This window comes from Streptomyces sp. NPDC045998 (assembly GCF_056430285.1).
In genome coordinates, this window is sequence record NZ_JBWKLJ010000001.1 from 200,484 (window position 1) to 222,266 (window position 21,783).

Annotated in this window: 19 protein-coding genes and 2 tRNA genes; 15 read left to right on the plus strand and 6 right to left on the minus strand. The window is 70.2% G+C overall.

Annotated elements, in window-relative coordinates; translation table 11 throughout:
• Positions 1 to 64 precede the first annotated feature (64 nt).
• Positions 65 to 1,465, minus strand: coding sequence for an amino acid permease (locus tag AC07FJ_RS00870; RefSeq protein ID WP_479043905.1), 1,401 nt, complete (start codon positions 1,463 to 1,465; stop codon positions 65 to 67).
• Between the two features lie 259 nt (positions 1,466 to 1,724).
• Here AC07FJ_RS00870 and AC07FJ_RS00875 point away from each other — a divergent pair, with 259 nt between their 5' ends.
• A complete protein-coding gene (locus tag AC07FJ_RS00875) occupies positions 1,725 to 2,312 on the plus strand; it encodes a biotin transporter BioY (protein ID WP_468290945.1) in 588 nt (195 codons plus the stop codon).
• Between the two features lie 118 nt (positions 2,313 to 2,430).
• Here the strand turns inward: AC07FJ_RS00875 and AC07FJ_RS00880 are convergent, their stop codons facing one another.
• Positions 2,431 to 3,864: an amino acid permease gene (locus tag AC07FJ_RS00880; protein WP_479043907.1), complete on the minus strand. Its 1,434-nt coding sequence runs from the start codon at positions 3,862 to 3,864 to the stop codon at positions 2,431 to 2,433.
• A gap of 161 nt (positions 3,865 to 4,025) precedes the next feature.
• Between AC07FJ_RS00880 and AC07FJ_RS00885 the strand changes: the two genes are divergently transcribed.
• Both AC07FJ_RS00885 and AC07FJ_RS00890 read left to right on the plus strand, forming a co-directional pair.
• Entirely contained in the window at positions 4,026 to 4,514 is a 489-nt protein-coding gene (locus AC07FJ_RS00885) for a ribose-5-phosphate isomerase (RefSeq protein ID WP_479043910.1), read from the plus strand.
• A gap of 236 nt (positions 4,515 to 4,750) precedes the next feature.
• Positions 4,751 to 5,566 (plus strand): Fpg/Nei family DNA glycosylase, encoded by an 816-nt coding sequence (locus AC07FJ_RS00890; RefSeq protein ID WP_479043913.1) that lies wholly within the window; start codon positions 4,751 to 4,753, stop codon positions 5,564 to 5,566.
• On the opposite strand, the gene AC07FJ_RS00895 is transcribed toward AC07FJ_RS00890, so the two are convergent.
• Positions 5,554 to 6,783, minus strand: a complete 1,230-nt coding sequence (locus AC07FJ_RS00895) for a GNAT family N-acetyltransferase (RefSeq protein WP_479043915.1) — start codon at positions 6,781 to 6,783, stop codon at positions 5,554 to 5,556. The genes AC07FJ_RS00890 and AC07FJ_RS00895 overlap by 13 nt on opposite strands.
• A gap of 106 nt (positions 6,784 to 6,889) precedes the next feature.
• Here AC07FJ_RS00895 and AC07FJ_RS00900 point away from each other — a divergent pair, with 106 nt between their 5' ends.
• Positions 6,890 to 8,035 carry a SpoIIE family protein phosphatase gene (locus AC07FJ_RS00900; protein ID WP_468290960.1) on the plus strand — a complete coding sequence of 382 codons (1,146 nt, stop codon included), beginning with the start codon at positions 6,890 to 6,892 and terminating at the stop codon, positions 8,033 to 8,035.
• A gap of 6 nt (positions 8,036 to 8,041) precedes the next feature.
• Entirely contained in the window at positions 8,042 to 8,491 is a 450-nt protein-coding gene (locus tag AC07FJ_RS00905; protein WP_468291236.1) for an HD domain-containing protein, read from the plus strand.
• On the opposite strand, the gene AC07FJ_RS00910 is transcribed toward AC07FJ_RS00905, so the two are convergent.
• Positions 8,478 to 9,668: an acyltransferase family protein gene (locus AC07FJ_RS00910; protein WP_479043919.1), complete on the minus strand. Its 1,191-nt coding sequence runs from the start codon at positions 9,666 to 9,668 to the stop codon at positions 8,478 to 8,480. The genes AC07FJ_RS00905 and AC07FJ_RS00910 overlap by 14 nt on opposite strands.
• A gap of 389 nt (positions 9,669 to 10,057) precedes the next feature.
• On the opposite strand from AC07FJ_RS00910, the gene AC07FJ_RS00915 reads away from it, so the two are divergent.
• Positions 10,058 to 10,252: a hypothetical protein gene (locus AC07FJ_RS00915; RefSeq protein WP_479043922.1), complete on the plus strand. Its 195-nt coding sequence runs from the start codon at positions 10,058 to 10,060 to the stop codon at positions 10,250 to 10,252.
• Positions 10,253 to 10,359: 107 nt separating this feature from the next.
• On the opposite strand, the gene AC07FJ_RS00920 is transcribed toward AC07FJ_RS00915, so the two are convergent.
• Positions 10,360 to 10,430, minus strand: a tRNA-Gly gene (locus AC07FJ_RS00920).
• 129 nt (positions 10,431 to 10,559) lie between these two features.
• On the opposite strand from AC07FJ_RS00920, the gene AC07FJ_RS00925 reads away from it, so the two are divergent.
• The 5 genes from AC07FJ_RS00925 to clpX all read left to right on the plus strand — a co-directional run bounded on the left by AC07FJ_RS00925 (position 10,560) and on the right by clpX (position 15,287).
• Positions 10,560 to 10,636 (plus strand) — tRNA-Pro (locus AC07FJ_RS00925).
• Positions 10,637 to 10,822: 186 nt separating this feature from the next.
• Positions 10,823 to 12,220, plus strand: coding sequence for a trigger factor (tig, locus tag AC07FJ_RS00930; protein WP_479043924.1), 1,398 nt, complete (start codon positions 10,823 to 10,825; stop codon positions 12,218 to 12,220).
• A 288-nt stretch (positions 12,221 to 12,508) separates the two neighbouring features.
• Positions 12,509 to 13,126 (plus strand): ATP-dependent Clp protease proteolytic subunit, encoded by a 618-nt coding sequence (locus AC07FJ_RS00935; RefSeq protein ID WP_361413483.1) that lies wholly within the window; start codon positions 12,509 to 12,511, stop codon positions 13,124 to 13,126.
• 66 nt (positions 13,127 to 13,192) lie between these two features.
• On the plus strand, positions 13,193 to 13,867 hold the full coding sequence (locus tag AC07FJ_RS00940) for an ATP-dependent Clp protease proteolytic subunit (RefSeq protein WP_361413486.1): 675 nt from the start codon (positions 13,193 to 13,195) through the stop codon (positions 13,865 to 13,867).
• Between the two features lie 136 nt (positions 13,868 to 14,003).
• A complete protein-coding gene (gene clpX / locus AC07FJ_RS00945) occupies positions 14,004 to 15,287 on the plus strand; it encodes an ATP-dependent Clp protease ATP-binding subunit ClpX (RefSeq protein WP_355360976.1) in 1,284 nt (427 codons plus the stop codon).
• A gap of 84 nt (positions 15,288 to 15,371) precedes the next feature.
• On the opposite strand, the gene AC07FJ_RS00950 is transcribed toward clpX, so the two are convergent.
• Complete coding sequence (locus AC07FJ_RS00950; protein WP_479043928.1) at positions 15,372 to 16,325, minus strand: hypothetical protein; 954 nt, start codon at positions 16,323 to 16,325, stop codon at positions 15,372 to 15,374.
• Positions 16,326 to 16,463: 138 nt separating this feature from the next.
• Between AC07FJ_RS00950 and AC07FJ_RS00955 the strand changes: the two genes are divergently transcribed.
• From AC07FJ_RS00955 to ndk, 4 genes are all read left to right on the plus strand, one after another.
• Complete coding sequence (locus AC07FJ_RS00955) at positions 16,464 to 19,085, plus strand: valine--tRNA ligase (RefSeq protein WP_479043930.1); 2,622 nt, start codon at positions 16,464 to 16,466, stop codon at positions 19,083 to 19,085.
• A gap of 71 nt (positions 19,086 to 19,156) precedes the next feature.
• Entirely contained in the window at positions 19,157 to 20,674 is a 1,518-nt protein-coding gene (folC, locus tag AC07FJ_RS00960) for a bifunctional tetrahydrofolate synthase/dihydrofolate synthase (RefSeq protein ID WP_479043932.1), read from the plus strand.
• A gap of 7 nt (positions 20,675 to 20,681) precedes the next feature.
• A complete protein-coding gene (locus tag AC07FJ_RS00965; RefSeq protein WP_479043934.1) occupies positions 20,682 to 21,050 on the plus strand; it encodes a DUF4233 domain-containing protein in 369 nt (122 codons plus the stop codon).
• Between the two features lie 96 nt (positions 21,051 to 21,146).
• Complete coding sequence (gene ndk, locus AC07FJ_RS00970; RefSeq protein WP_403551320.1) at positions 21,147 to 21,560, plus strand: nucleoside-diphosphate kinase; 414 nt, start codon at positions 21,147 to 21,149, stop codon at positions 21,558 to 21,560.
• Positions 21,561 to 21,783 lie beyond the last annotated feature (223 nt).

Sequence of the window (21,783 nt, forward strand, 5' to 3'; positions counted from 1 at the left end):
GGGAACAGCGGACCGCTATACGGACACCGTGCTCACACATTGTGAAGGAATGAACACGAATTCTTCACAAATGGCGGCGCGTCCGCCACTCCCGGGCCGCCGCAACGATCAGGACAACCGCCGTCGCCCCGCCCGACCACAGCACCTGGGGGCGCGTCCCGTCGTCGGCCAGCATCAGCGCCACCACCGCCGCCATCGCGGCCAGCGCCGCGTACGTCAGCCACGGGAACCCCCACATGCGGAGGGACAGCCTCTCCGGCGCCTCCCGCTCGATGCGCCGCCGCAGCCGCAGCTGCGACACGGCGATCAAGCTCCACACGAACAGCAGCACCGCGCCGACCGCGTTGAGCATGTAGAGGAACACGGATTCCGGCCACTTGAGATTGAGCAGTACGGAGACGAAGCCGAACGCCACCGACGCCAGCACCGCCCGCCGCGGCACGCCTCCCCGTGACACCGCCAGCAGACCCTTCGGTGCCTCGCCGCGCTCCGCCAGCGAGAACACCATCCGTGAGGACCCGTACAGATTGGCGTTGAGCGCCGACAGCAGGGCCACGAAGACCACGATGTTCATGATCTGTCCGGCCGACGGCACCCCGACCGCGTCCAGCACCGCGACGTACGGGCTCTTCCCGGGCTCCATCGACGTCCACGGCAGCAGCGTCACCACGACCAGCATCGAGCCGACGTAGAAGAAGAGGATCCGCCACACGGCGCTGCGCACCGCGCGTGCCACGTTGCGCGCCGGGTCCTCGGACTCGGCGGCGGCGATCGTCACGACCTCCAGGCCGCCGAAGGCGAAGACCACCACCAGCACCCCGGAGACCACGCCGTCCCAGCCGGCCGGCAGGAACCCGCCCTGTCCGGTCAGGTTCGCCATCCCCACCGGATCCGTCTCCGGCAGCCACCCGAGGATCGCCGCCACCCCCAGCGCCAGGAACAGCACGATCGCGCCGACCTTCAGCGCCGCGAACCAGAACTCGAACTCGCCGAAGTTCTTCACTGCCGTCAGGTTCGTGGCCGTGAACACCACCATGAACACCAGCACCCAGGCCCACTGCGGCACGCCCGGCACCCAGCCGTGCGCGATCCGCGCCGCGCCCGACGCCTCCACCGCCAGCACCACCACCAGCAGGAACCAGTACAGCCAGCCGACGCTGAACCCCGCCCAGCGGCCCAGCGCCCGCTCGGCGTGCACCGAGAAGGCACCCGAGGCGGGCATCGCCGCCGACATCTCGCCGAGCATCCGCATGATCAGCATCGCCAGCGCGCCCGCGATCAGGTACGACAGCACGATGCCGGGCCCGGCGACCGCGATCCCGGCGCCCGAGCCGACGAACAGCCCGGCGCCGATCACCCCGCCCAGGCCCAGCATCGTCAGATGACGCTGCTTCAAGCCGTGCGAGAGGGGCTCGGGCTCCGGGGCAAGCGGGGCCGAGGGGGCGGCCGGAGGGGCGTCGTGCATGGTGCTCGTACTCTCGCAAAGGGTGCTGTTTGGTGGGAGCCCACAGTCTTCCCGCTGGAGCGCACCTGGCGCAAAAAGGACGGTCCGTCAGGACGTCCTAGTGACAAGGGTCACGCCGGACAGGGTGTGGGCGGCCGCCTTTGTACGAACTCCACCAAGTGCTCGGCCGGCGCTTTGTCATCGGCTGACGGTGATCGCCCGTTCACTCCTGGGCTAGCGTCAGCCTGTCCTCACCTGCCCTCACCCCGCGGAGCCCCCGATGAGCACTGCCGCCGCCCCCACCGTCCGTACCGGTACGGTCCTGGCCGACCTCCTGCCCGCCAGCCGCACCCGTGACATCGCGCTCGTCGTCGGCGGTGCCGCGCTCACCGGTATCGCCGCCCAGATAGCCGTCCAGCCGCCCGGCTTCGCGGTCCCCGTCTCCGGCCAGACCTTCGCCGCGCTCCTCGTCGGCACCGCGCTCGGCGCCCGCCGCGGCTTCCTCTCCCTCGCGCTGTACGTGATCGCCGGCGTGGCGGGCGTGCCGTGGTTCGCGCAGTCGAGCTCCGGGTACGCCATGCCGTCCTTCGGCTACATCCTCGGCATGCTGCTCGCCTCGACCGTCGTCGGCGCCCTGGCCCGGCGCGGGGCCGACCGCTCCGTGGCGCGCATGGCGGGCACGATGGCGCTCGGCTCCCTGATCATCTACGCCGTCGGCGTGCCGTACCTGGCGCTCGCCACCGGCATGACGCTGACCGAGGCCGTGGCGAAGGGCATGGTGCCGTTCCTCATCGGCGACGCCCTGAAGGCGGCGCTGGCGATGGGCGCGCTGCCGGCCGCGTGGAAGCTGGCCGGCCGCAAGGGCTGAGGCGGCGCCTCCGGCCGTACGAACCGGCCGCACGAACCGGCCGCACGAACCGGACGTACGAAAAGGCTCTCCGCACCCGATGGGGTGCGGAGAGCCTTCTCATGTCCCTCTGGTGTCCCTACGCGCGGCTCTGGCGCCGCATCGCGTCGCGCACCAGCGCGATCACCAGGACGACCGCGGCCACGGCCAGCGACAGGACGACCTGCTCACGCGCGTCCCCGCCCTTGTAGAGCATGTAGCCCAGCACGAAGGTGATCATCGCGATCGTCGCCCACGTCAGGTACGGGAAGAGCCACATCCGCACGACGAGCTTCTCGGGCGACTCGCGCAGGATGATCCCGCGCATCCGCAGCTGCGTGACGCAGATGACCAGCCACACGAAGAGGGCGACCGCGCCGGAGGAGTTCAGCAGGAACGCGAAGACGGTGTCCGGCCACTTGTAGTTGAAGAAGACGGCCACGAAGCCGAACAGCACCGACGACAGGATCGCGGCCTGCGGCACGCCCCGCGCGTTGGTCCGCGCGAACGCCCGGGGGGCCTCACCGCGCTGACCCAGCGAGAACGCCATCCGGGAAGCCGTGTACAGCCCCGAGTTGAGGCACGACAGCACGGCGGTGAGGACGATGACCTCCATGACCGTGCCGGCGTTGGGGATGCCGATCGAGTTCAGCGCGGCCACGTAGGAGCCCTTGTCCACGATGGACTTGTCGTTCCACGGCAGCAGCGTCAGGACGACGAAGATCGAGCCCAGGTAGAAGACCGCGATGCGCCAGATCACGCTGTTCGTCGCCTTGGTGACCGCCCGCTGCGGGTCCTCCGACTCGCCGGCGGCGAGGGTCACGATCTCGCTGCCCATGAACGAGAAGACCACCATCAGCACACCCGTGAGCACCGCTCCGGCGCCCATCGGGAAGAAGCCCCCGGTGTCCGTCAGGTGCGCGAAGCCCGCGCCCGGGTTGTCCGAGCCCGGCAGCAGGCCGAAGACGGCGAGCAGGCCGACCGCCACGAACGCGGCGATCGCCACGACCTTGATCCCGGCGAACCAGAACTCGAACTCTCCGTACGAGGAGACCGAGGCGAGGTTCGTCGCGGTCAGCACCACCATCACGATCAGGGCCCAGCCCCACTGCGGGACGGCCGGTATCCAGTGCTCCAGGATCTGGGCGCCGGCGGTGGCCTCCACGGCCAGCACCACGACCCAGAAGAACCAGTACAGCCAACCGATCGAGAAGCCGGCCCAGCGGCCGAGGGCCTGCTCCGCGTAGGCGGAGAAGGAGCCGGAGGTCGGGCGCGCGGCGGCCATCTCGCCCAGCATGCGCATCACGAACACGACCATCGCGCCCACGAGGGCGTACGACAGCAGGATGGCCGGGCCGGCGGCGGCGATACCGGCACCGGACCCCACGAAGAGGCCGGCGCCGATCACTCCGCCGATGGCGATCATGGACAGGTGGCGGTTCTTGAGTCCGGCCTTGAGACCGTCGGAGGACTGCGAAATGCCGGGGTCTCCGGTCGTTCCGCCTTCCTTCGGGAGGGTCGGCTGCGTCGTCATGGACGATTCCTTACGTCTGTGCGGTACTCGGGTGACGAGTCCGTGCATGCAAACACGGGACCCGTGAGGGCCGAAAGTCCCGATTCCGGATCGTGACCCTCGGGCACCCCGAGGGGCCCCGCTGACCGGCCATGGCCCGGGCGCGTGCCACACTCGTCCGCATGCGCGTGTACCTCGGTTCCGACCATGCCGGATACGAACTCAAGAACCACCTCGTCGAGTGGCTCAAGGCCCACGGCCACGAGCCCGTCGACTGCGGCCCCCACATCTACGACGCCCAGGACGACTACCCGCCGTTCTGCCTCCGCGCCGCGGAGAAGACCGCCGCGGACCCGGAGAGCCTCGGCATCGTGATCGGCGGCTCCGGCAACGGCGAGCAGATCGCCGCGAACAAGGTGAAGGGTGTCCGGGCGGCCCTCGCCTGGAGCGAGCGGACGGCCGCGCTGGGCCGCGAGCACAACAACGCCAACGTCGTCGCGATCGGCGGCCGCATGCACTCCCTGGAGGAGTCCACGAAGTTCGTGGAGACCTTCCTGAACACCCCGTACTCGGGCGAGGAGCGCCACACGCGCCGCATCGAGATGCTCTCGGCCTACGAGACCACCGGCGAGCTCCCCCCGATCCCGGCGCACCACCCCCAGCAGGACTGACCCCGGCAGACGAGAGGCCCCTCCCGACGGGTGGGGCCTCTTCCGCTGCGGCCACCCGGGCGCGGCACTCCCGCCGGGGGCCGCGCAGGATCACGGGGGCCTCGGCAACGGCCCGAGCCGTGAGCTCCCGGTTCCGGATGGGGGACGCCCCCGCTCCGTGAGGCCTCCGCCCGCGAGACGCCCCCGCTCCGAGAGGCCCCGCCCCACGAGGCCCCCGCCCCCGAGAGGAGAACCGCATGCCCGAAGGGCACACCATCCACCGCCTCGCGCAGGACCACCTCGCCCGCTTCGGCGGCCGCGCGGTCCGCGTCTCCAGCCCCCAGGGCAAGTTCTCCGACAGCGCCGCCCTCCTCGACGGCCGGGTCCTCACCACCGCCGACGCCCACGGCAAGCACCTCTTCCTCGGCTTCGACGAAGACGGGACCGACTGGGTCCACATCCACCTCGGCCTCTTCGGCAAGCTCGGCTTCGGCCCCACCCCCGCGCCCCCGCCGACCGACACCGTCCGCCTGCGCCTGGTCAACGGCGAGCACTACGCCGACCTCCGCGGCCCCACCGCCTGCGCCCTGATCACCGAGCCCGAGAAGCGGGCGATACACGAGCGGCTCGGCCCCGACCCGCTCCGGGACGGCGACGACCCCGGCAAGGCGTGGCGCCGCATCTCCCGGAGCCGTACCACCATCGCCGCGCTGCTCATGGACCAGAAGGTCATCGCCGGCGTCGGCAACGTCTACCGCGCCGAGGTGCTCTTCCGGCACGGCATCGACCCGTACCGCCCCGGCAAGGACCTCACCGAGGGCGAGTGGCACGCCATCTGGGACGACCTCGTGGCGCTGATGCGCGAGGGCGTGCGGAACAACCGCATCGACACCGTACGGCCCGAGCACACGCCCGAGGCGATGGGACGCCCGCCCCGCGTCGACGACCACGGCGGCGAGGTGTACGTCTACCGCCGGGCCAACCTGCCCTGCCACGTCTGCGGCGGCGAGATCCGCACCGCCGGCCTCGCCGCCCGCAACCTCTTCTGGTGCCCCGGCTGTCAGAAGCCGTGAGGCAGCCAGGGCGCGACGGATGAGCCGAAGGCCAGGGACGCCTCGGCCAGCGCGCCCCGCCGCAGCTCCCGCACCCGGCCCGCGGCCGCGAGCGACGCCAGGCTGAACCCGCCCAGGTACGCCGCGCCCAGGTCCCGTACCGACAGGGCCAGGTCCGGCGTGTCGCGCGTCCGGGAGCAGACGGCGCCCTTGGCGTCGCCGGACAGCCGCCAGCGGCCGGCGTTCCAGGGGCAGAAGGGGTCCTCCACCTCCAGGACCACGTCCACCGGCGTCTGGTAGGCCCGTGCCTCCAGCGCCGCGCCCGCCTCCACCAGCCGCACGTAGAGCCCGTCGCGCGGGCTCACCCCGCAGCGGCGGATGTCCGAGACGAGCAGCTGCCAGGCGTCGTCCACCGGACGGTTCCAGAACTGGACCGTCGTCGTCAGGTCGATGCCGAAGAGGTACCGCCACAGCGCCGCGTACGCCGCCGGGTCCAGCGCCCCCAGGTACCGCACGGTGATACGCCCCTTGGCGCCGGCCGGCTCGAACCCCGGCGTGTTGGTGTGCAGCGCGTACCCCACCACCTCACCGGCCCGTTCGGCCAGCACGCACTGGAGCGGCGAGGCGCCCCCGCGCTCACCCGGCGGGTCCAGCAGCGGCAGCCGCTCCCAGCCGGGCTTGCGGGCGATCATCCCCGGCCGCTCCGTCACCATGCGCGCGTACACCGCCTCGCACGCCGCGCTCGCCTCCGCGGGCGCCACGAGCCGTAGCCCTACGTCATCCGTCCCGTCCGGCACGGACAGCCGGACCCGAGTCGTGTCGATCTCCGCGCGCAACTGCTGGGTCGCGACGCCGTATCCGAAGCGCCCGTAGATGGGTTGCTCGGACGCCGTCAGCACCGCCAGCGGCTCCCCCCACTCCCGTACGTCATCGAGCTGGCGCCGCATCATCGACGTCAGCACGCCCCGCCTGCGGTGCGTCGGCGCCACGCTCACCATCGACACGCCGGCCGCCGGCACCAGCGCCCCGCCCGGCACGGAGAGCCGGAAGGAGAACGACCCGGCCGTACCGACGCAGGTCCCCCCGTCCCAGACGCCCAGCGAGCGCTCGCACTCGGTCAGCTCACGCCACAGCTCGCGCTCCTCCGGAGCCTCCGGCACGCCCCCGAACGCCAGCTCGAGCTGCCCGTACCAGCGGTCCCATTCGTCCGGGTGGAGCACCCGTAATTCCGTCGTCATATGCCATGCCTAGCAGCGGGGAGCGCCCGGGGCGACCCAATTTCGAACGCATTGTCATAGGGGTCCCCCTGCACGCGGGCCGACCGGATGGATAGGGTCCAGGCCAATGGCCCGTAGCGCACGAGTGGACGCGTACCTGGCCCGGATGCGGAAGTCGACGCGCCGGGCCCGTATCGCCCTGCGCAAATCCGCCGTGGACTACTTCCGCGGCGACGGCTCCGACTGGATCGCCTTCGCGGGCCTGCTGCTCACCGTCCCGGCCATCACGCTCTTCACCATCGCCAACCCCGTGTGGGCCGCACCGGCGGCGCTCGTCCTGCCGATCGTCGCCGGCGGCCTGCTGCTGCGCCCCGCGAGCCTGCTGGGCCTGTACGCGGCGGCCGCCGCGGCGCTGATCGTCGAGTCGCTGGCCCTCGGCCCGTATACGGAGGGCGCGGCGCGCGTCACCCCCGGCACGGTGCTCGTGGTGGCCGCGTGCGGCCTGTTCGGGCTGCTGCTGGCGCAGTTCCGCGCCCGCGTCGGCGTGCCCTGGCGGCGCGGCGGCACCATGCTGTTCGACCTGCGCGAACGCATCCGGGTCCAGAGCGCCCTGCCGGAGCTGCCCAAGGGCTGGCACCACGAGATGGCGCTGCGCCCGGCCGGCGGCCAGTCCTTCTCCGGAGACTTCGTCGTCGCGGCCCGCACCCACGGCGGCCGCACCCTGGAGGTCGTCCTCACCGACGTGTCCGGCAAGGGCATGGACGCGGGGTCGCGCGCCCTGCTGCTGTCGGGCGCCTTCGGCGGCCTGCTCGGCTCGCTGCCGCCGCACGGCTTCCTCCCGGCCGCCAACGGCTACCTGCTGCGCCAGGACTGGCAGGAGGGCTTCGCCACCTCCATCCACCTCGTACTGGACCTGGACTCCGGCGACTACGAGCTGCTGTCGGCGGGGCACCTGCCGGCGCTCCAGCTGCACGCGGGCAGCGGCCGCTGGGAGGAGAAGACCGGCGAGGGCCCGCTGCTGGGCGTGTACGACGGCGCCGAGTTCCACCCGGTCAAGGGCTCCCTGCGCCCCGGCGACGTGCTCATGCTCTTCACCGACGGCCTGGTCGAGGCGGCGGACCGGGACATCGCCGAGGGCATCGACCGCCTGACGGGCGAGGCGGACCGCTACGTCGCCTCGGGCTTCGAGGGCGCGGCCTGGCACCTCATCGAGGCGTGCGCGAAGGACGTCAACGACGACCGGGCGCTGCTGCTGATCACCCGGGAGGCGTAGGCGGCGATGACGTACCTGACGCTGGAAGAGGTCGAGGCGCTCGCCCGCGAGGCCCACGCCGGCCAGACCGACAAGGCGGGCCGCCCCTACGCCGAGCACCTCCGGGCGGTGGCCGAAGGGGTACGCGCGCGAGGCGGCGACGACGCCCAGACGGCGGCCGCGTGGCTGCACGACGCGGTGGAGGACGACCGGCTGTCCGAGGAGTGGCTCGCGGCCGCCGCGCTGCCGCAGGAGGTCAAGGACATCGTCCTGGCCCTCACCAAGCGGCCCGGCGAGGACCCCGCCGCGTACGCCGCCCGCGTCCTCGCCGTGCCGGGCGCCCGCCTCGTCAAGGAGGCCGACCTCGCACACAACGCGGACCCGGACCGCCTCGCCGTACTGGACGAGGCGACCCGGGCCCGGTTGACCGCGAAGTACGCGACGATGCGCGCGCTGCTGGGGCTCAGCCCTTCCTGAGCCCGTCGGGCTCCCTGCGGAACGCCCACTCCATCTCCGGCTCCGTCACGCACCGCAGGACGCGCCGCACCGGCGGCGTACACAGCAGCGTCACGGCCGCCGCGGCGGCCAGGGTCGTGGCGACCAGGCCGGCCGGCTCGGTGAGCCAGGGGTGCGCGGGGACGACCTCGAAGTAGTCGAGGGACTTCGTCAGGAAGCCGTGCAGCAGGTAGCCGCAGATGGTGCCCGCGCCCAGCACGGTGAACCAGGTCCGCCGGCCCGGCACCCACGCCAGGAACGCCACCGTCAGCAGCAGCGCGCAGGCGAACAGGCCCAGCGTCATCAGGGGCCCCGTCCACCAGGCGTACCCCAGCTCCGGGGCGCTGGTGGAGCGGTAGAACCAGCCCATCCGCACCCGCGGTGCCACCCAGTACGCGAACACCAGCGCCCCCGCGGCCAGCGGGAGCGCCGCCAGCCGCACCGGCCGGCTCCGTACCAGCGCGAAGTGCTCGGGCTTCAGGGTCACGCCCAGGACGAAGAACGGCAGGAACTGCAGGATCCGCTGGAGGTCCAGGTCATCGCTGATGTCCGGCGTGAGCGAGGCGAGGCAGGCGATCACCAGCGCCACCGGCAGCGGATGGCGCAGGGTGCGCCACAGGGGCGCGGTCAGCCGCCACACGAACAGCGCGATCAGGAACCAGGTCAGGTAGAAGGGGTCGGTCAGGCTGAAGACCTGCGCGGGGTCGCCGGCCCAGCGCCGGAAGAGCGTGTACGCCGTCTCGAACACGAGGTACGGCACGGCGATGCCGGTGACCAGCCGCCGCATCTGGTGCGGCTTGGCGGTGAAGGTGCGGGAGAAGTAGCCGGAGATGAGGATGAAGGCCGGCATGTGGAAGGTGTACACGAGCATGTAGAGGGCCCGGGTCGCCCGGCTGCCCTCCATGACGGGCTCCCACGCGTGCGCCACGGCCACGAGCACGATCGCCAGGTACTTGGCGTTGTCGAACCAGGGGTCGCGCCCGGCGCCCTGCGCACCCGTCGCGGCGCGCCGCGTACCCGTCCCGGCACCCGTCTCACCCGTCCTCACGGGTCTGTCGACGGTGCGTGCCTCCGGTGCCTCCGGTTCCTCCCGTGCTTGCGGTGCCTCTCGGGCCGGCGGGAGCGGGGCCCTTTGATTTCCCTGCGGAGCGTGGAACATCCCAGGCACCTTAGTAGCGCTCCGGCGTATTCGTAAAACGCTTGGGAAGGCGCGCCCATTCGCGGCTGACACGACCGTCAACCGTGCGATATGCCCCAATTAATCCCTCTTAAATGGGGCATATCGTTACGTGATTTTCGACGAAGAATTACCACACGGACACGCTGCGAATTTCTTGTGACCACCCTGTGTGCGGAGCGGAACCATCACTTGGAATGAGCAGTAATTTTTTCGGAACGCGCGGTGGCGGGATGGTTCGGTCCGTCGACGATGCGTCAGGGGGGCGGGATCCGGGCAAGGTTGGTGGCACGATGAGCCGAACGGGGGTGCGCCGGGCTGCCCGCCCCCGGCCGGCAAGCGGAGACCGACCGACCGAGGGTGTGATCAGTGTGGCCATCTCACTGTCCATGGTACTGCTGTTGGCGATCATCCTCGTGGTGATGATCCGCAGCGGCTCGATCAAAGCCGGGCCCGCGATCGTCGCCGCGCTCTTCGGCTTCTTCCTCGCCTCCACCGGGATGGCGCCGTCGATCCAGAAGTTCCTGGACTCGATAGCGTCCTCCATCAACCAGATCCGCTTCTGACGCCCCGGCCGCGCGGGTGCGCGCGCCGCACGCGGAAGCGAGGTGCGGCGAAACGCGTCAGGGCCAGGTCGGAGGATGAACCTCCGACCTGGCCCTGAGCCGGTGAGAGCGGGCGACGGGAATCGAACCCGCGTAGCTAGTTTGGAAGACTAGGGCTCTACCATTGAGCTACGCCCGCAAGCGGCGCACCGCAGGTCACGTGGGCCGCGGCACGAAGAGCATCGTAACGGGTCCGGGCCCGTCGCCGCACGCCCCTCAAACATGCCGACGCACCGCCCGCGGCCATGTACCCTACGTGTCGCACCGACGGGGTGTGGCGCAGCTTGGTAGCGCGTCCGCTTTGGGAGCGGAAGGCCGTGGGTTCAAATCCCGCCACCCCGACCATTCCCCCTCCGCGTTCCCGTCGCCGGGCGTGCCGCGCAACCAAGATCACATTGTGGGCCCGATCCCGCTTGCGGTTACTATGCAAGCTGCGTGCCCGTGTGTCTCTGTGACCGGGCCGATCAGCCGGGCCGCCCGACCAAGCGGCCCCGGCAGAAACCAAGAATCAGTCACCAAGGAGACCGAACCGTGAAGAGCGCCGTGGAGACCCTGAACCCGACTCGGGTTCGGCTCACTGTCGAGGTGCCCTTCGAGGAGCTCAAGGCCAGCCTCGACGCGGCGTACAAGAAGATCAACCAGCAGGTCACGGTCAAGGGCTTCCGTAAGGGCAAGATCCCTGCCCGGGTGATCGACCAGCGGTTCGGCCGGGGTGCGGTGCTGGAGGAGGCCGTCAACGACGCCCTCCCGAAGTTCTACACGGAGGCCATCAACGAGGCCGACGTCAACCCGCTGGGCCAGCCCGACGTGGACATCACCGAGCTGAAGGACGGCGAGCTGCTGGCCTTCACCGCCGAGGTCGACATCCGTCCGGCGATCGAGATCCCGGACTACTCCGGCATCGAGGTCACCGTCGACGCCGTCGAGGTCAGCGACGAGGACGTCGAGAAGTCCGTGGAGCAGCTGCGCGAGCGCTTCGCCTCCACCTCCCCGGTCGAGCGCGCCGCCGCCGAGGGCGACGTCGTGACGATCGACCTCGAGGCCAAGGTCGACGGCGAGGTCCTCCCGGACGGCGTCGCGAGCGGCGTGCAGTACACCATCGGCTCCGGCGAGCTCCTCGAGGGCATCGACGAGGCCGTCACCGGCCTGGAGGCCGGCGGCGAGGCCACCTTCACCTCCACGCTGAAGGGCGGCTCCGCCGAGGGCAAGGAGGCCGAGGTCACCGTCAAGGTCACCCAGGTCGCCGCCCGTGAGCTCCCCGAGCTCGACGACGACTTCGCCCAGATGGCGTCCGAGTTCGACACCCTCGACGAGCTGAAGGCCGACAGCCGCAAGCGCCTCGAGAACATGAAGCAGTACGACCAGGCCACCCAGGCCCAGGAGCGCGTCCTCGACGAGCTGCTGAAGCTGGTCGAGGTCCCGCTCCCCGAGAAGCTCCTCGAGGACGAGGTCAACACCCGCAAGCACAACCTCGAGCACCACCAGCTCGGCCAGATGGGCCTGACCCTCGACAAGTACCTGGAGCTCCAGGGCAAGACCGCCGAGGAGTTCGACGCGGAGACGCGCGAGCAGGCGATCAAGGGCATCAAGACCCAGTTCATCCTCGACGAGCTGGTCTCCCGCGAGAAGCTCAACGTCAACCAGGACGAGCTGACCGAGCACCTGATGCGCCGTGCCGCCTCCTCCGGCATGAGCCCCGACCAGTTCGCCAAGGCCGTCGTCGAGGGCGGCCAGGTCCCGATGCTGGTCGGCGAGGTCGCCCGCGGCAAGGCCCTCGCGGCCGTCGTCGAGGCCGCCAAGGTCGTCGACACCAACGGTGAGCCGGTCGACCTCGGGGACGACGAGGACGAGGCCGAGGAGGGCACCGAGGCCGCTGAGGCCGCCGCCGAGGCGTCCGAGGACGAGGCCGAGGGCAAGTCCGAGGCCTGAGCCTCACCCTGACCGCTCTGCGGTCCGGTAGAACGTCCGACGGGCCCGGCCCGCACCCCGCGTGCGGCCGGGCCCGTCGCCGTACGGACGTACAGGCGTACGGACGTACGCACTATGGACCCCAGGTAGCCCCCGGACCTTGCGCTCCCAGCGAACAGTCCGGGAAGCAGGATGGTGTTGTCCCACCTGCGCGTTAGGGTCCATGAGTACGAGGGCAGGGGGATACCCGCCAAAGTACGAAGACGCTGAGACGGCCGCCGGAGCCGTCAGAGACGAGCAGGTGGATACGTGACGAATCTGAAGCCTCACGCCGCGGGTGAGCCGTCCATCGGTGGCGGCCTCGGCGACCATGTCTACAACCGGCTGCTCGGTGAGCGGATCATCTTCCTCGGTCAGGCGGTGGACGACGACATCGCCAACAAGATCACCTCGCAGATGCTGCTCCTTGCCGCCGACCCGGACAAGGACATCTACCTGTACATCAACAGCCCGGGTGGCTCGGTGACGGCCGGCATGGCGATCTACGACACCATGCAGTACATCCCGAACGACGTCGTCACCATCGGTATGGGCATGGCGGCCTCCATGGGCCAGTTCCTCCTCACCGGCGGCACCGCCGGCAAGCGCTTCGCGCTGCCGAACACCGACATCCTGATGCACCAGGGCTCCGCCGGCATCGGTGGCACCGCCTCGGACATCAAGATCCAGGCCGAGTACCTCCTCCGTACGAAGAGGCGCATGGCCGAGATCACCGCGCACCACTCCGGCCAGACCGTGGAGACGATCATCCGCGACGGCGACCGCGACCGCTGGTTCACCGCGACGGAGGCCAAGGAGTACGGCCTGATCGACGACATCATGTCCGCCGCCGCGGGCGTTCCGGGTGGTGGCGGCACCGGCGCCTGAGCTGCCCGAGCAGCCGCGCCGTACCGCCCCAACCTCCCGCCTCACAGCCCGCCGAACGCCACCAGGATGGTGAACACCCACATGAGCAACTTCTCAGCGAGCGGCCTCTACACCGGCCCCCAGGTGGACAGCCGGTACGTCGTCCCCCGCTTCGTCGAGCGCACGTCCCAGGGCGTGCGCGAGTACGACCCGTACGCGAAGCTCTTCGAGGAGCGCGTGATCTTCCTCGGCGTGCAGATCGACGACGCCTCCGCCAACGACGTCATGGCGCAGCTGCTGTGCCTGGAGTCGATGGACCCGGACCGCGACATCTCCATCTACATCAACAGCCCCGGTGGCTCCTTCACCGCGCTGACGGCGATCTACGACACGATGCAGTTCGTGAAGCCGGACATCCAGACGGTGTGCATGGGCCAGGCGGCCTCCGCCGCGGCCGTGCTGCTCGCCGCCGGTACGCCGGGCAAGCGGATGGCGCTGCCGAACGCCCGCGTGCTGATCCACCAGCCGTCCGGCGGCACCGGCCGTGAGCAGCTCTCCGACCTGGAGATCGCGGCCAACGAGATCCTGCGCATGCGTACGCAGCTGGAGGAGATGCTGGCGAAGCACTCCACCCAGCCGATCGAGAAGATCCGCGACGACATCGAGCGCGACAAGATCCTCACCGCCGAGGACGCCCTCGCGTACGGCCTCGTCGACCAGATCGTCTCGACCCGTAAGAGCACCGCCGCGGCGGCTGCCTGACGGACCAACCTCCCCTTGGCGCGGTGTGAACCGTGCCAAGGGGGGCCCGTACGGGGGGCCCGGCAAGGTACCGTCGGATATGAGGCACCAGGAGCAGGCTGAACCAAGCCGCTCCCAGGCGAAGGGGAAGCACCTCGTGGCACGCATCGGTGATGGCGGCGACCTGCTCAAGTGCTCGTTCTGCGGAAAGAGCCAGAAGCAGGTGAAGAAGCTCATCGCAGGCCCCGGTGTGTACATCTGCGACGAGTGCATCGACCTCTGCAACGAGATCATCGAGGAGGAGCTCGCAGAGACCTCCGAGGTGCGGTGGGAGGAACTCCCCAAGCCGCGCGAGATCTACGAGTTCCTGGAGGGGTACGTCGTCGGGCAGGAGCCCGCGAAGAAGGCCCTCTCCGTCGCGGTGTACAACCACTACAAGCGCGTCCAGGCCGGCGAGAACGGCGGCGCGCAGGGCCGGGACGACGCGATCGAACTCGCCAAGTCCAACATCCTGTTGCTGGGCCCCACGGGCTCCGGCAAGACCCTCCTGGCCCAGACGCTCGCCCGGATGCTCAACGTCCCGTTCGCCATCGCCGACGCGACGGCGCTCACGGAGGCCGGGTACGTGGGCGAGGACGTCGAGAACATCCTGCTGAAGCTCATCCAGGCCGCCGACTACGACGTCAAGAAGGCCGAGACGGGCATCATCTACATCGACGAGATCGACAAGGTCGCCCGTAAGAGCGAAAACCCGTCGATCACGCGCGACGTCTCCGGCGAGGGCGTGCAGCAGGCCCTCCTCAAGATCCTGGAAGGCACCACGGCCTCCGTGCCGCCGCAGGGCGGCCGCAAGCACCCGCACCAGGAGTTCATCCAGATCGACACGACGAACGTCCTGTTCATCGTGGGCGGTGCCTTCGCCGGCCTGGAGAAGATCATCGAGTCGCGGGCGGGCGCCAAGGGCATCGGCTTCGGCGCGACGATCCGCTCCAAGCGCGAGATCGAGGCCAGCGACCAGTTCCAGGAGGTCATGCCGGAGGACCTGGTCAAGTTCGGCATGATCCCCGAGTTCATCGGCCGCCTCCCGGTCATCACCTCGGTCCACAACCTCGACCGCGAGGCCCTGCTGAAGATCCTCGTCGAGCCGCGCAACGCGCTGGTCAAGCAGTACCAGCGCCTCTTCGAACTCGACGGCGTGGAGCTGGACTTCGACCGCCCGGCCCTGGAGGCCATCGCCGACCAGGCGATCCTCCGCGGCACGGGCGCCCGCGGTCTGCGCGCCATCATGGAAGAGGTCCTGATGTCCGTGATGTACGAGGTCCCGTCCCGCAAGGACGTGGCCCGCGTCGTCATCACGGCGGACGTCGTCCACAACAACGTCAACCCGACGCTGGTCCCGCGGGTCGTCAAGGACCAGGGGCGCCACGAGAAGTCGGCGTGAGGCGCAAGGCGTAAGGCGTAACGCAGCGGCACAGCGAAGGGGCCCGCACGGTTCACCGAACCGTGCGGGCCCCTTCCGCTTGCGTCAGACCTTGGTGCGCGAAGCGTTGTACGCCTTCGCGGCCATCTCCGCGACCTGCTCCTGCGGCAGACCCTTGCCGCTGGTCATCATCTGGGCCATGTCCACGACGTTCACCGCACCGAGCGTGCTGTAGTCGGCCCAGACGCAGAGCGGCACCTCGAAGCTCTTCGGGCCCATGCCGCTCGCGTCCCCCTTCGGGACGGACTTGAGCAGCTGGCACTTCATCAGCGCGCCCTCGAAACCGGCCGGCTCCATGGCGGTGGGGCTGCCCACCAGCTCGACGGTGATGTCCTCGTCCGGCTCCTCCTTCGACTTCTTCTCGATCATCGCGAAGTAGCCGTCGAGCGCCTTCTCCGGGTCGGCGATCTCACCCCACAGGCCGTTCAGGCTCATGGACTTGCCCTTGAGAGGCTCGGACTCCGACCCCGCCTTGTAGTTGGCGCCCGCCTGCTGCGGATTCTTGATGCCAAGGAGCGTTTCCGCCTCCTGCTTCTCCTTGGCGTCCATCGTCTCCGAGCTGTCCTTCTCCTTCTTGTACTCGCCGACCGACGCCGCCGGGGTCAGCTTGTACCCCTTGGTGTCGTCCCCGACCGCGCCGTTGCCGCCGCCCGCGCCGAACACGAAGTACGCGCCCACACCCAGCGCCACGACCACGGCGACCGAGCCCAGGATGATGCCCGTCTTCTTGCCGCCGCCGCCCGAGACCGGCGGCGGGGGCGGCGGGTAGGCACCCGGGCCCGCGCCGTAGGGCTGCTGCGGGGGCTGGCCGTACGGGGCCGGCGGCTGCTGCGGGTAGCCGTAGCCCTGGGGCTGCGGCGGCGGGGCCTGCTGGGGGTAGCCGTAGCCGGGCTGGGGCGCCTGCGGCTGCTGCGGGGGCTGGCCGTAAGGGCCCGGCTGACCGTACGGTCCCGGCTGCTGGGGCTGTCCGCCGTACGGGCCCGGCTGGTTGTAACTCATTAAAGGGTTCCCCTCCGAATGCTTATGCGTTCCTCACATCCTGGCCGAAAGGGGTTCCCCATGGCACGGCGGGGGCCCACACCGTTACGGAAGATTCCCGTTTCAGTACGGGCCTGTGACACCTCTAAACTGTGGCCCGTGACCGAGAACACTCAGCAGCAGCCAGCATCCGTCCCCGAACTGCCGACCACCTACGCGCCGGCCGAGGTAGAGGGGCCGCTGTACGAGCGCTGGGTGGAGCGCGGTTACTTCGAGGCCGACGAGCACAGCGACAAGCCGCCGTACACCATCGTCATCCCCCCGCCGAACGTCACCGGCAGCCTCCACCTGGGCCACGCCTTCGAGCACACGCTGATCGACGCCCTCACCCGCCGCAAGCGGATGCAGGGCTACGAGACGCTGTGGCAGCCCGGCATGGACCACGCCGGCATCGCCACGCAGAACGTCGTCGAGCGCGAGCTCGCCAAGGAGGGCAAGTCCCGCCACGACCTGGGCCGCGAGGCCTTCGTCGAGCGCGTCTGGCAGTGGAAGGCCGAGTCCGGCGGCCAGATCTCCGGCCAGATGCGCCGCCTCGGCGACGGCGTCGCCTGGTCCCGCGAGCGCTTCACCATGGACGAGGGCCTCTCCCAGGCCGTCCAGACCATCTTCAAGAAGCTCTACGACGACGAGCTCATCTACCGCGCCGAGCGCATCATCAACTGGTGCCCGCGCTGCCTCACCGCCATCTCCGACATCGAGGTGGAGTACCAGGACGACGACGGCGAGCTCGTCTCCATCCGGTACGGCGAGGGTGACGACGCCATCGTCGTCGCCACCACCCGCGCCGAGACGATGCTCGGCGACACCGCCGTCGCCGTCCACCCCGACGACGAGCGCTACCAGCACCTCGTCGGCCGCGAGATCGAGCTGCCGCTCACCGGCCGCCGCATCCCCGTCGTCGCCGACGAGCACGTCGACCCCGAGTTCGGCACCGGCGCCGTCAAGGTGACCCCGGCGCACGACCCGAACGACTTCGAGATCGGCCAGCGCCACAACCTGCCGAACCTCGCCGTCATGGACGAGCGCGCCGTCATCACCGCCCACGGCCCCTTCCAGGGCCTGGACCGCATGGAGGCCCGCTCCGCCATCGTCGCCGCCCTGCGCGCCGAGGGCCGGATCGTCGCCGAGAAGCGCCCGTACGTCCACTCCGTCGGCCACTGCTCGCGCTGCAAGACCACCATCGAGCCGCGCCTGTCCATGCAGTGGTGGGTCAAGGTCGGTCCGCTCGCCAAGGCCGCCGGTGACGCGGTCCGCGACGGCCGGGTCAAGATCCACCCGCAGGAGATGGAGAAGCGGTACTTCGACTGGGTCGACAACCTCCACGACTGGTGCATCTCCCGCCAGCTGTGGTGGGGCCACCGCATCCCCGTCTGGTACGGCCCCAACGGCGAGGTCGTCTGCGTCGGCCCCGACGAGCAGCCCCCGGCCGGCGACGGCTGGCACCAGGACACCGACGTCCTCGACACCTGGTTCTCGTCCGGCCTGTGGCCGTTCTCCACGCTCGGCTGGCCCTCGCGATCCGACAGCCTCGCGAAGTTCTACCCGAACTCCGTCCTCGTCACCGGTTACGACATCCTCTTCTTCTGGGTCGCCCGGATGATGATGTTCGGCCTCTACGCGATGGACGGCACGCCGCCGTTCCACACCATCGCCCTGCACGGCATGGTCCGTGACCAGAACGGCAAGAAGATGTCGAAGTCCTTCGGCAACGCGGTCAACCCGCTGGACTGGATGGACAAGTACGGCTCCGACGCGCTGCGCTTCACGCTCGCCCGCGGCGCCAACCCCGGCATCGACGTCCCGATCGGCGAGGACTGGGTCCAGGCCTCCAGCAAGTTCGCCAACAAGATCTGGAACGCCACCCGCTTCGCCCTGATGAACGGCGCGACGATCGAGGGCGAGCTGCCCGACCCGTCCCGGATGTCCGCCACGGACCGCTGGATCCTGTCGCGGCTCAACAAGACGGTCGCCGAGGTCGACGCGTACTACGACGACTACCAGTTCTCGAAGCTGTCCGACGCCCTCTACCACTTCGCATGGGACGAGGTCTTCGACTGGTACGTCGAGCTGTCGAAGACCGCCTTCTTCGCCGGCGGCGAGGGCGCCCGGGTCTCCGGCCGGGTGCTCGGTGAGGTCCTCGACGTCATGCTGCGCCTGCTGCACCCGGTGGTCCCGTTCGTCACCGAGACGCTGTGGACGGCGCTCACCGGCGGCGAGTCCGTCGTCATCGCCGACTGGCCGAAGGACAGCGGCTTCCGCGACGAGGCCGCCGAGCGGGAGATCGAGCTCGTCCAGCGGGTCGTCACCGAGGTCCGCCGGTTCCGCAAGGAGCAGGGCCTGCAGGACGCCCAGAAGGTCCCCGCCCGCCTCACCCTCGACGGCACCGTCCTCGTCGCCCACGAGCCGGCCATCCGCCAGCTCCTGCGCCTCCAGCCCGAGGGCGACGCCTTCCAGGCCACCGCGACCCTCCCGGTCGCCGGCGCCACGGTCGCGCTCGACCTCTCCGGCACGATCGACGTCGAGGCGGAGCGCAAGCGTCTGACGAAGGACCTGGCCGCCGCCGAGAAGGAGAAGGCGCAGGCGAACGCCAAGCTCGGCAACGAGGCGTTCCTCGCCAAGGCCCCCGACCACGTGGTGGACAAGATCCGCGCCCGCCTCGCCAAGGCGGACGAGGACATCACCCGCATCGAGAGCCAGCTGGCGAACCTGCCGAAGGCGTAAGCCGCGGCATGACAGTGCCGGAGCGGCCCCGGAACCACTCGGTTCCGGGGCCGCTCCGTAGACTGGACCGCGTGAGTGAGCAGCCCCCCAGCCAGTCCAGCGACGATTTCGACGACTTCGACGAGATTGTCGAGGCCGAGACCGAGCGCGACCCCGACCTGGCGGTGATCGAGGCCGGCAGCCGTACGCTGCGCGCCCAGGCCGGACCGCCCCAGGCAGCCGACCTCGTGCCCGCACGGCCCGCCGACCCCGAGGTCGACAAGGCGCTGCGGGAGGTGGAGCAGGAGCTCGCCACCCGCTGGGGCGAGACCAAGCTGGAGCCGTCGGTCACCCGCATCGCGGCGCTGATGGACGTCCTCGGCGAACCGCAGCACACGTACCCGTCGATCCACATCACCGGCACCAACGGCAAGACGTCCACCGCGCGGATGATCGAGGCCCTGCTCGGCGCCTTCGACCTGCGCACCGGGCGCTACACCTCGCCGCACGTGCAGTCGATCACCGAGCGCATCAGCCTCGACGGCGCGCCGATCAGCGCCGAGCGCTTCATCGAGACGTACCAGGACATCAAGCCGTACGTCGAGATGGTCGACGCGCAGCAGGACTACCGGCTCTCCTTCTTCGAGGTGCTCACCGGAATGGCGTACGCGGCCTTCGCGGACGCGCCGGTCGACGTGGCGGTCGTCGAGGTCGGCATGGGCGGCAGCTGGGACGCGACGAACGTCATCGACGGCGACGTCGCCGTCGTCACCCCCATCTCCCTGGACCACACCGACCGCCTCGGCTCCACGCCCGCCGAGATCGCCGGCGAGAAGTCCGGGATCATCAAGGAGGGCGCGACCGTCATCCTGGCGCAGCAGCCGGTGGACGCCGCCCAGGTGATGCTGAAGAAGGCCGTCGAGGTCGACGCGACGGTCGCCCGCGAGGGCATGGAGTTCGGCGTCGTCGCCCGCGAGGTCGCGGTCGGCGGGCAGCTGCTGACGCTGCGCGGGCTCGGCGGCGAGTACGAGGAGATCTTCCTGCCGCTGTACGGCGCCCACCAGGCGCACAACGCGGCGGTGGCGCTCGCGGCGGTCGAGGCCTTCTTCGGCGTCGGCGCGCAGGCCGCGCGCACGCTCGACCTCGACACCATCCGGCGGGCCTTCGCCTCGGTCGCGTCGCCGGGCCGCCTGGAGGTCGTACGGCGCAGCCCGACCGTCGTCCTGGACGCGGCGCACAACCCGGCCGGCGCGCTGGCGACGGCCGACGGCATCACCGAGTCGTTCAACTTCTCCCGGCTGATCGGCGTCGTCGGCACGAGCGGCGACAAGGACGTGCGCGGCCTGCTGGAGGCGTTCGAGCCGATCTTCGCCGAGGTCGTCGTCACCCAGAACTCCACCCCGCGCGCGATGGACGCCGACGAGCTGGCCGCCATCGCCGTCGAGGTCTTCGGCGACGACCGCGTGGTGGTCGAGCCGCGCCTGGACGACGCGCTGGAGGCGGCGATCACGCTCGCCGAGGAGGAGAGCGAGTTCGCGGGCGCGGGCGTGCTCGTGACCGGCTCGGTGATCACGGTCGGCGAGGCCCGGCTGCTGCTGGGGAAGGGCTGAGGTTTCCATGCGTACGCTCTGCGCGTCCACGCTGATCGGCGAGTTCTTCGTGATCGGGTTCGCCGGTCTGGTGGCGATGAAGGACGACAGCCTGACGATGGGCACCGTATGGACGGTGTGCGGCGTCGCGATGGTGCTGTCCGTCCTGCTGTGCGGCATGATCACCCGCCCGGGCGGGCTCCAGCTCGGCTGGGCGCTCCAGATCGCGCTGATCGCGAGCGGCTTCGTCGTGCCGATCATGTTCTTCCTGGGCGCGGTCTTCGCGGGCCTGTGGTGGGCCTCGATCCACTACGGCCGCAAGATCGACGAGGCCAAGGCGAGGTGGGCGGCCCAGAGCGAGGCGGCCACGCCGCCGACCGGGACCCCGTCCGCCTGACGCCCCGGATCCAGGCCGGGACCGGGTGCCGCCGCCCGCCCCGGTCCCTGTAGCCTCACCTCACCGCACACGTATGCCTGCAAGGAGCCGTTACCCATGACCCAGCGCACGCTCGTCCTGCTCAAGCCCGACGCGGTCCGGCGCGGCCTGATCGGCGAGATCATCGGCCGTATCGAGCGCAAGGCCGGCTGGACCATCACCGCGCTGGAGCTGCGCGATCTGGACCAGGAGACGCTGGAGCAGCACTACGGCGAGCACAAGGGCAAGCCTTTCTACGAGCCGCTCGTGGCCTTCATGTCCTCCGGCCCCGTCGTCGCGCTCGTCGTCGAGGGCGAGCGCGTCATCGAGGGCGTACGGCAGCTGGCCGGGCCCACCGACCCGATCGCCGCGGCGCCCGGCTCCATTCGGGGCGATTTCGGCACCATCGTCCGGGAGAACCTGATCCACGCCTCGGACTCGGAGGAGTCCGCCATTCGGGAACTGAAGATTTTCTTCCCCGGTATTGCCTGACCTGCTGTCAGCCATACAGAGTCATACCGCGCTCACGACCTGGGGCGACCGAAGGAATTCGGTCGCCCTTCGGCATATGAACGCCACAACCGGGAACGCATCGCTCCGACACGTCGTCACCTATACAGAGGCGGGCCACCGCGCCGTGTCCGCGCAGGCGGCACTACGATGTGAATCTCCGCGCCACACCACCCACCTCGCCGACCTGAGAAGCCGTCAACGC

Coding starts and splice junctions, on each gene's coding strand:
- AC07FJ_RS00870 (WP_479043905.1), bottom strand. CDS start 1,465: ATGCACGACGCCCCTCCGGCCGCCCCCTCGGCCCCGCTTGCCCCGGAG.
- AC07FJ_RS00890 (WP_479043913.1), top strand. CDS start 4,751: ATGCCCGAAGGGCACACCATCCACCGCCTCGCGCAGGACCACCTCGCC.
- AC07FJ_RS00895 (WP_479043915.1), bottom strand. CDS start 6,783: ATGACGACGGAATTACGGGTGCTCCACCCGGACGAATGGGACCGCTGG.
- AC07FJ_RS00965 (WP_479043934.1), top strand. CDS start 20,682: ATGCGTACGCTCTGCGCGTCCACGCTGATCGGCGAGTTCTTCGTGATC.
- AC07FJ_RS00880 (WP_479043907.1), bottom strand. CDS start 3,864: ATGACGACGCAGCCGACCCTCCCGAAGGAAGGCGGAACGACCGGAGAC.
- ndk (WP_403551320.1), top strand. CDS start 21,147: ATGACCCAGCGCACGCTCGTCCTGCTCAAGCCCGACGCGGTCCGGCGC.
- AC07FJ_RS00940 (WP_361413486.1), top strand. CDS start 13,193: ATGGTGAACACCCACATGAGCAACTTCTCAGCGAGCGGCCTCTACACC.
- AC07FJ_RS00910 (WP_479043919.1), bottom strand. CDS start 9,668: ATGTTCCACGCTCCGCAGGGAAATCAAAGGGCCCCGCTCCCGCCGGCC.
- AC07FJ_RS00885 (WP_479043910.1), top strand. CDS start 4,026: ATGCGCGTGTACCTCGGTTCCGACCATGCCGGATACGAACTCAAGAAC.
- AC07FJ_RS00900 (WP_468290960.1), top strand. CDS start 6,890: ATGGCCCGTAGCGCACGAGTGGACGCGTACCTGGCCCGGATGCGGAAG.
- AC07FJ_RS00950 (WP_479043928.1), bottom strand. CDS start 16,325: ATGAGTTACAACCAGCCGGGCCCGTACGGCGGACAGCCCCAGCAGCCG.
- AC07FJ_RS00905 (WP_468291236.1), top strand. CDS start 8,042: ATGACGTACCTGACGCTGGAAGAGGTCGAGGCGCTCGCCCGCGAGGCC.
- AC07FJ_RS00875 (WP_468290945.1), top strand. CDS start 1,725: ATGAGCACTGCCGCCGCCCCCACCGTCCGTACCGGTACGGTCCTGGCC.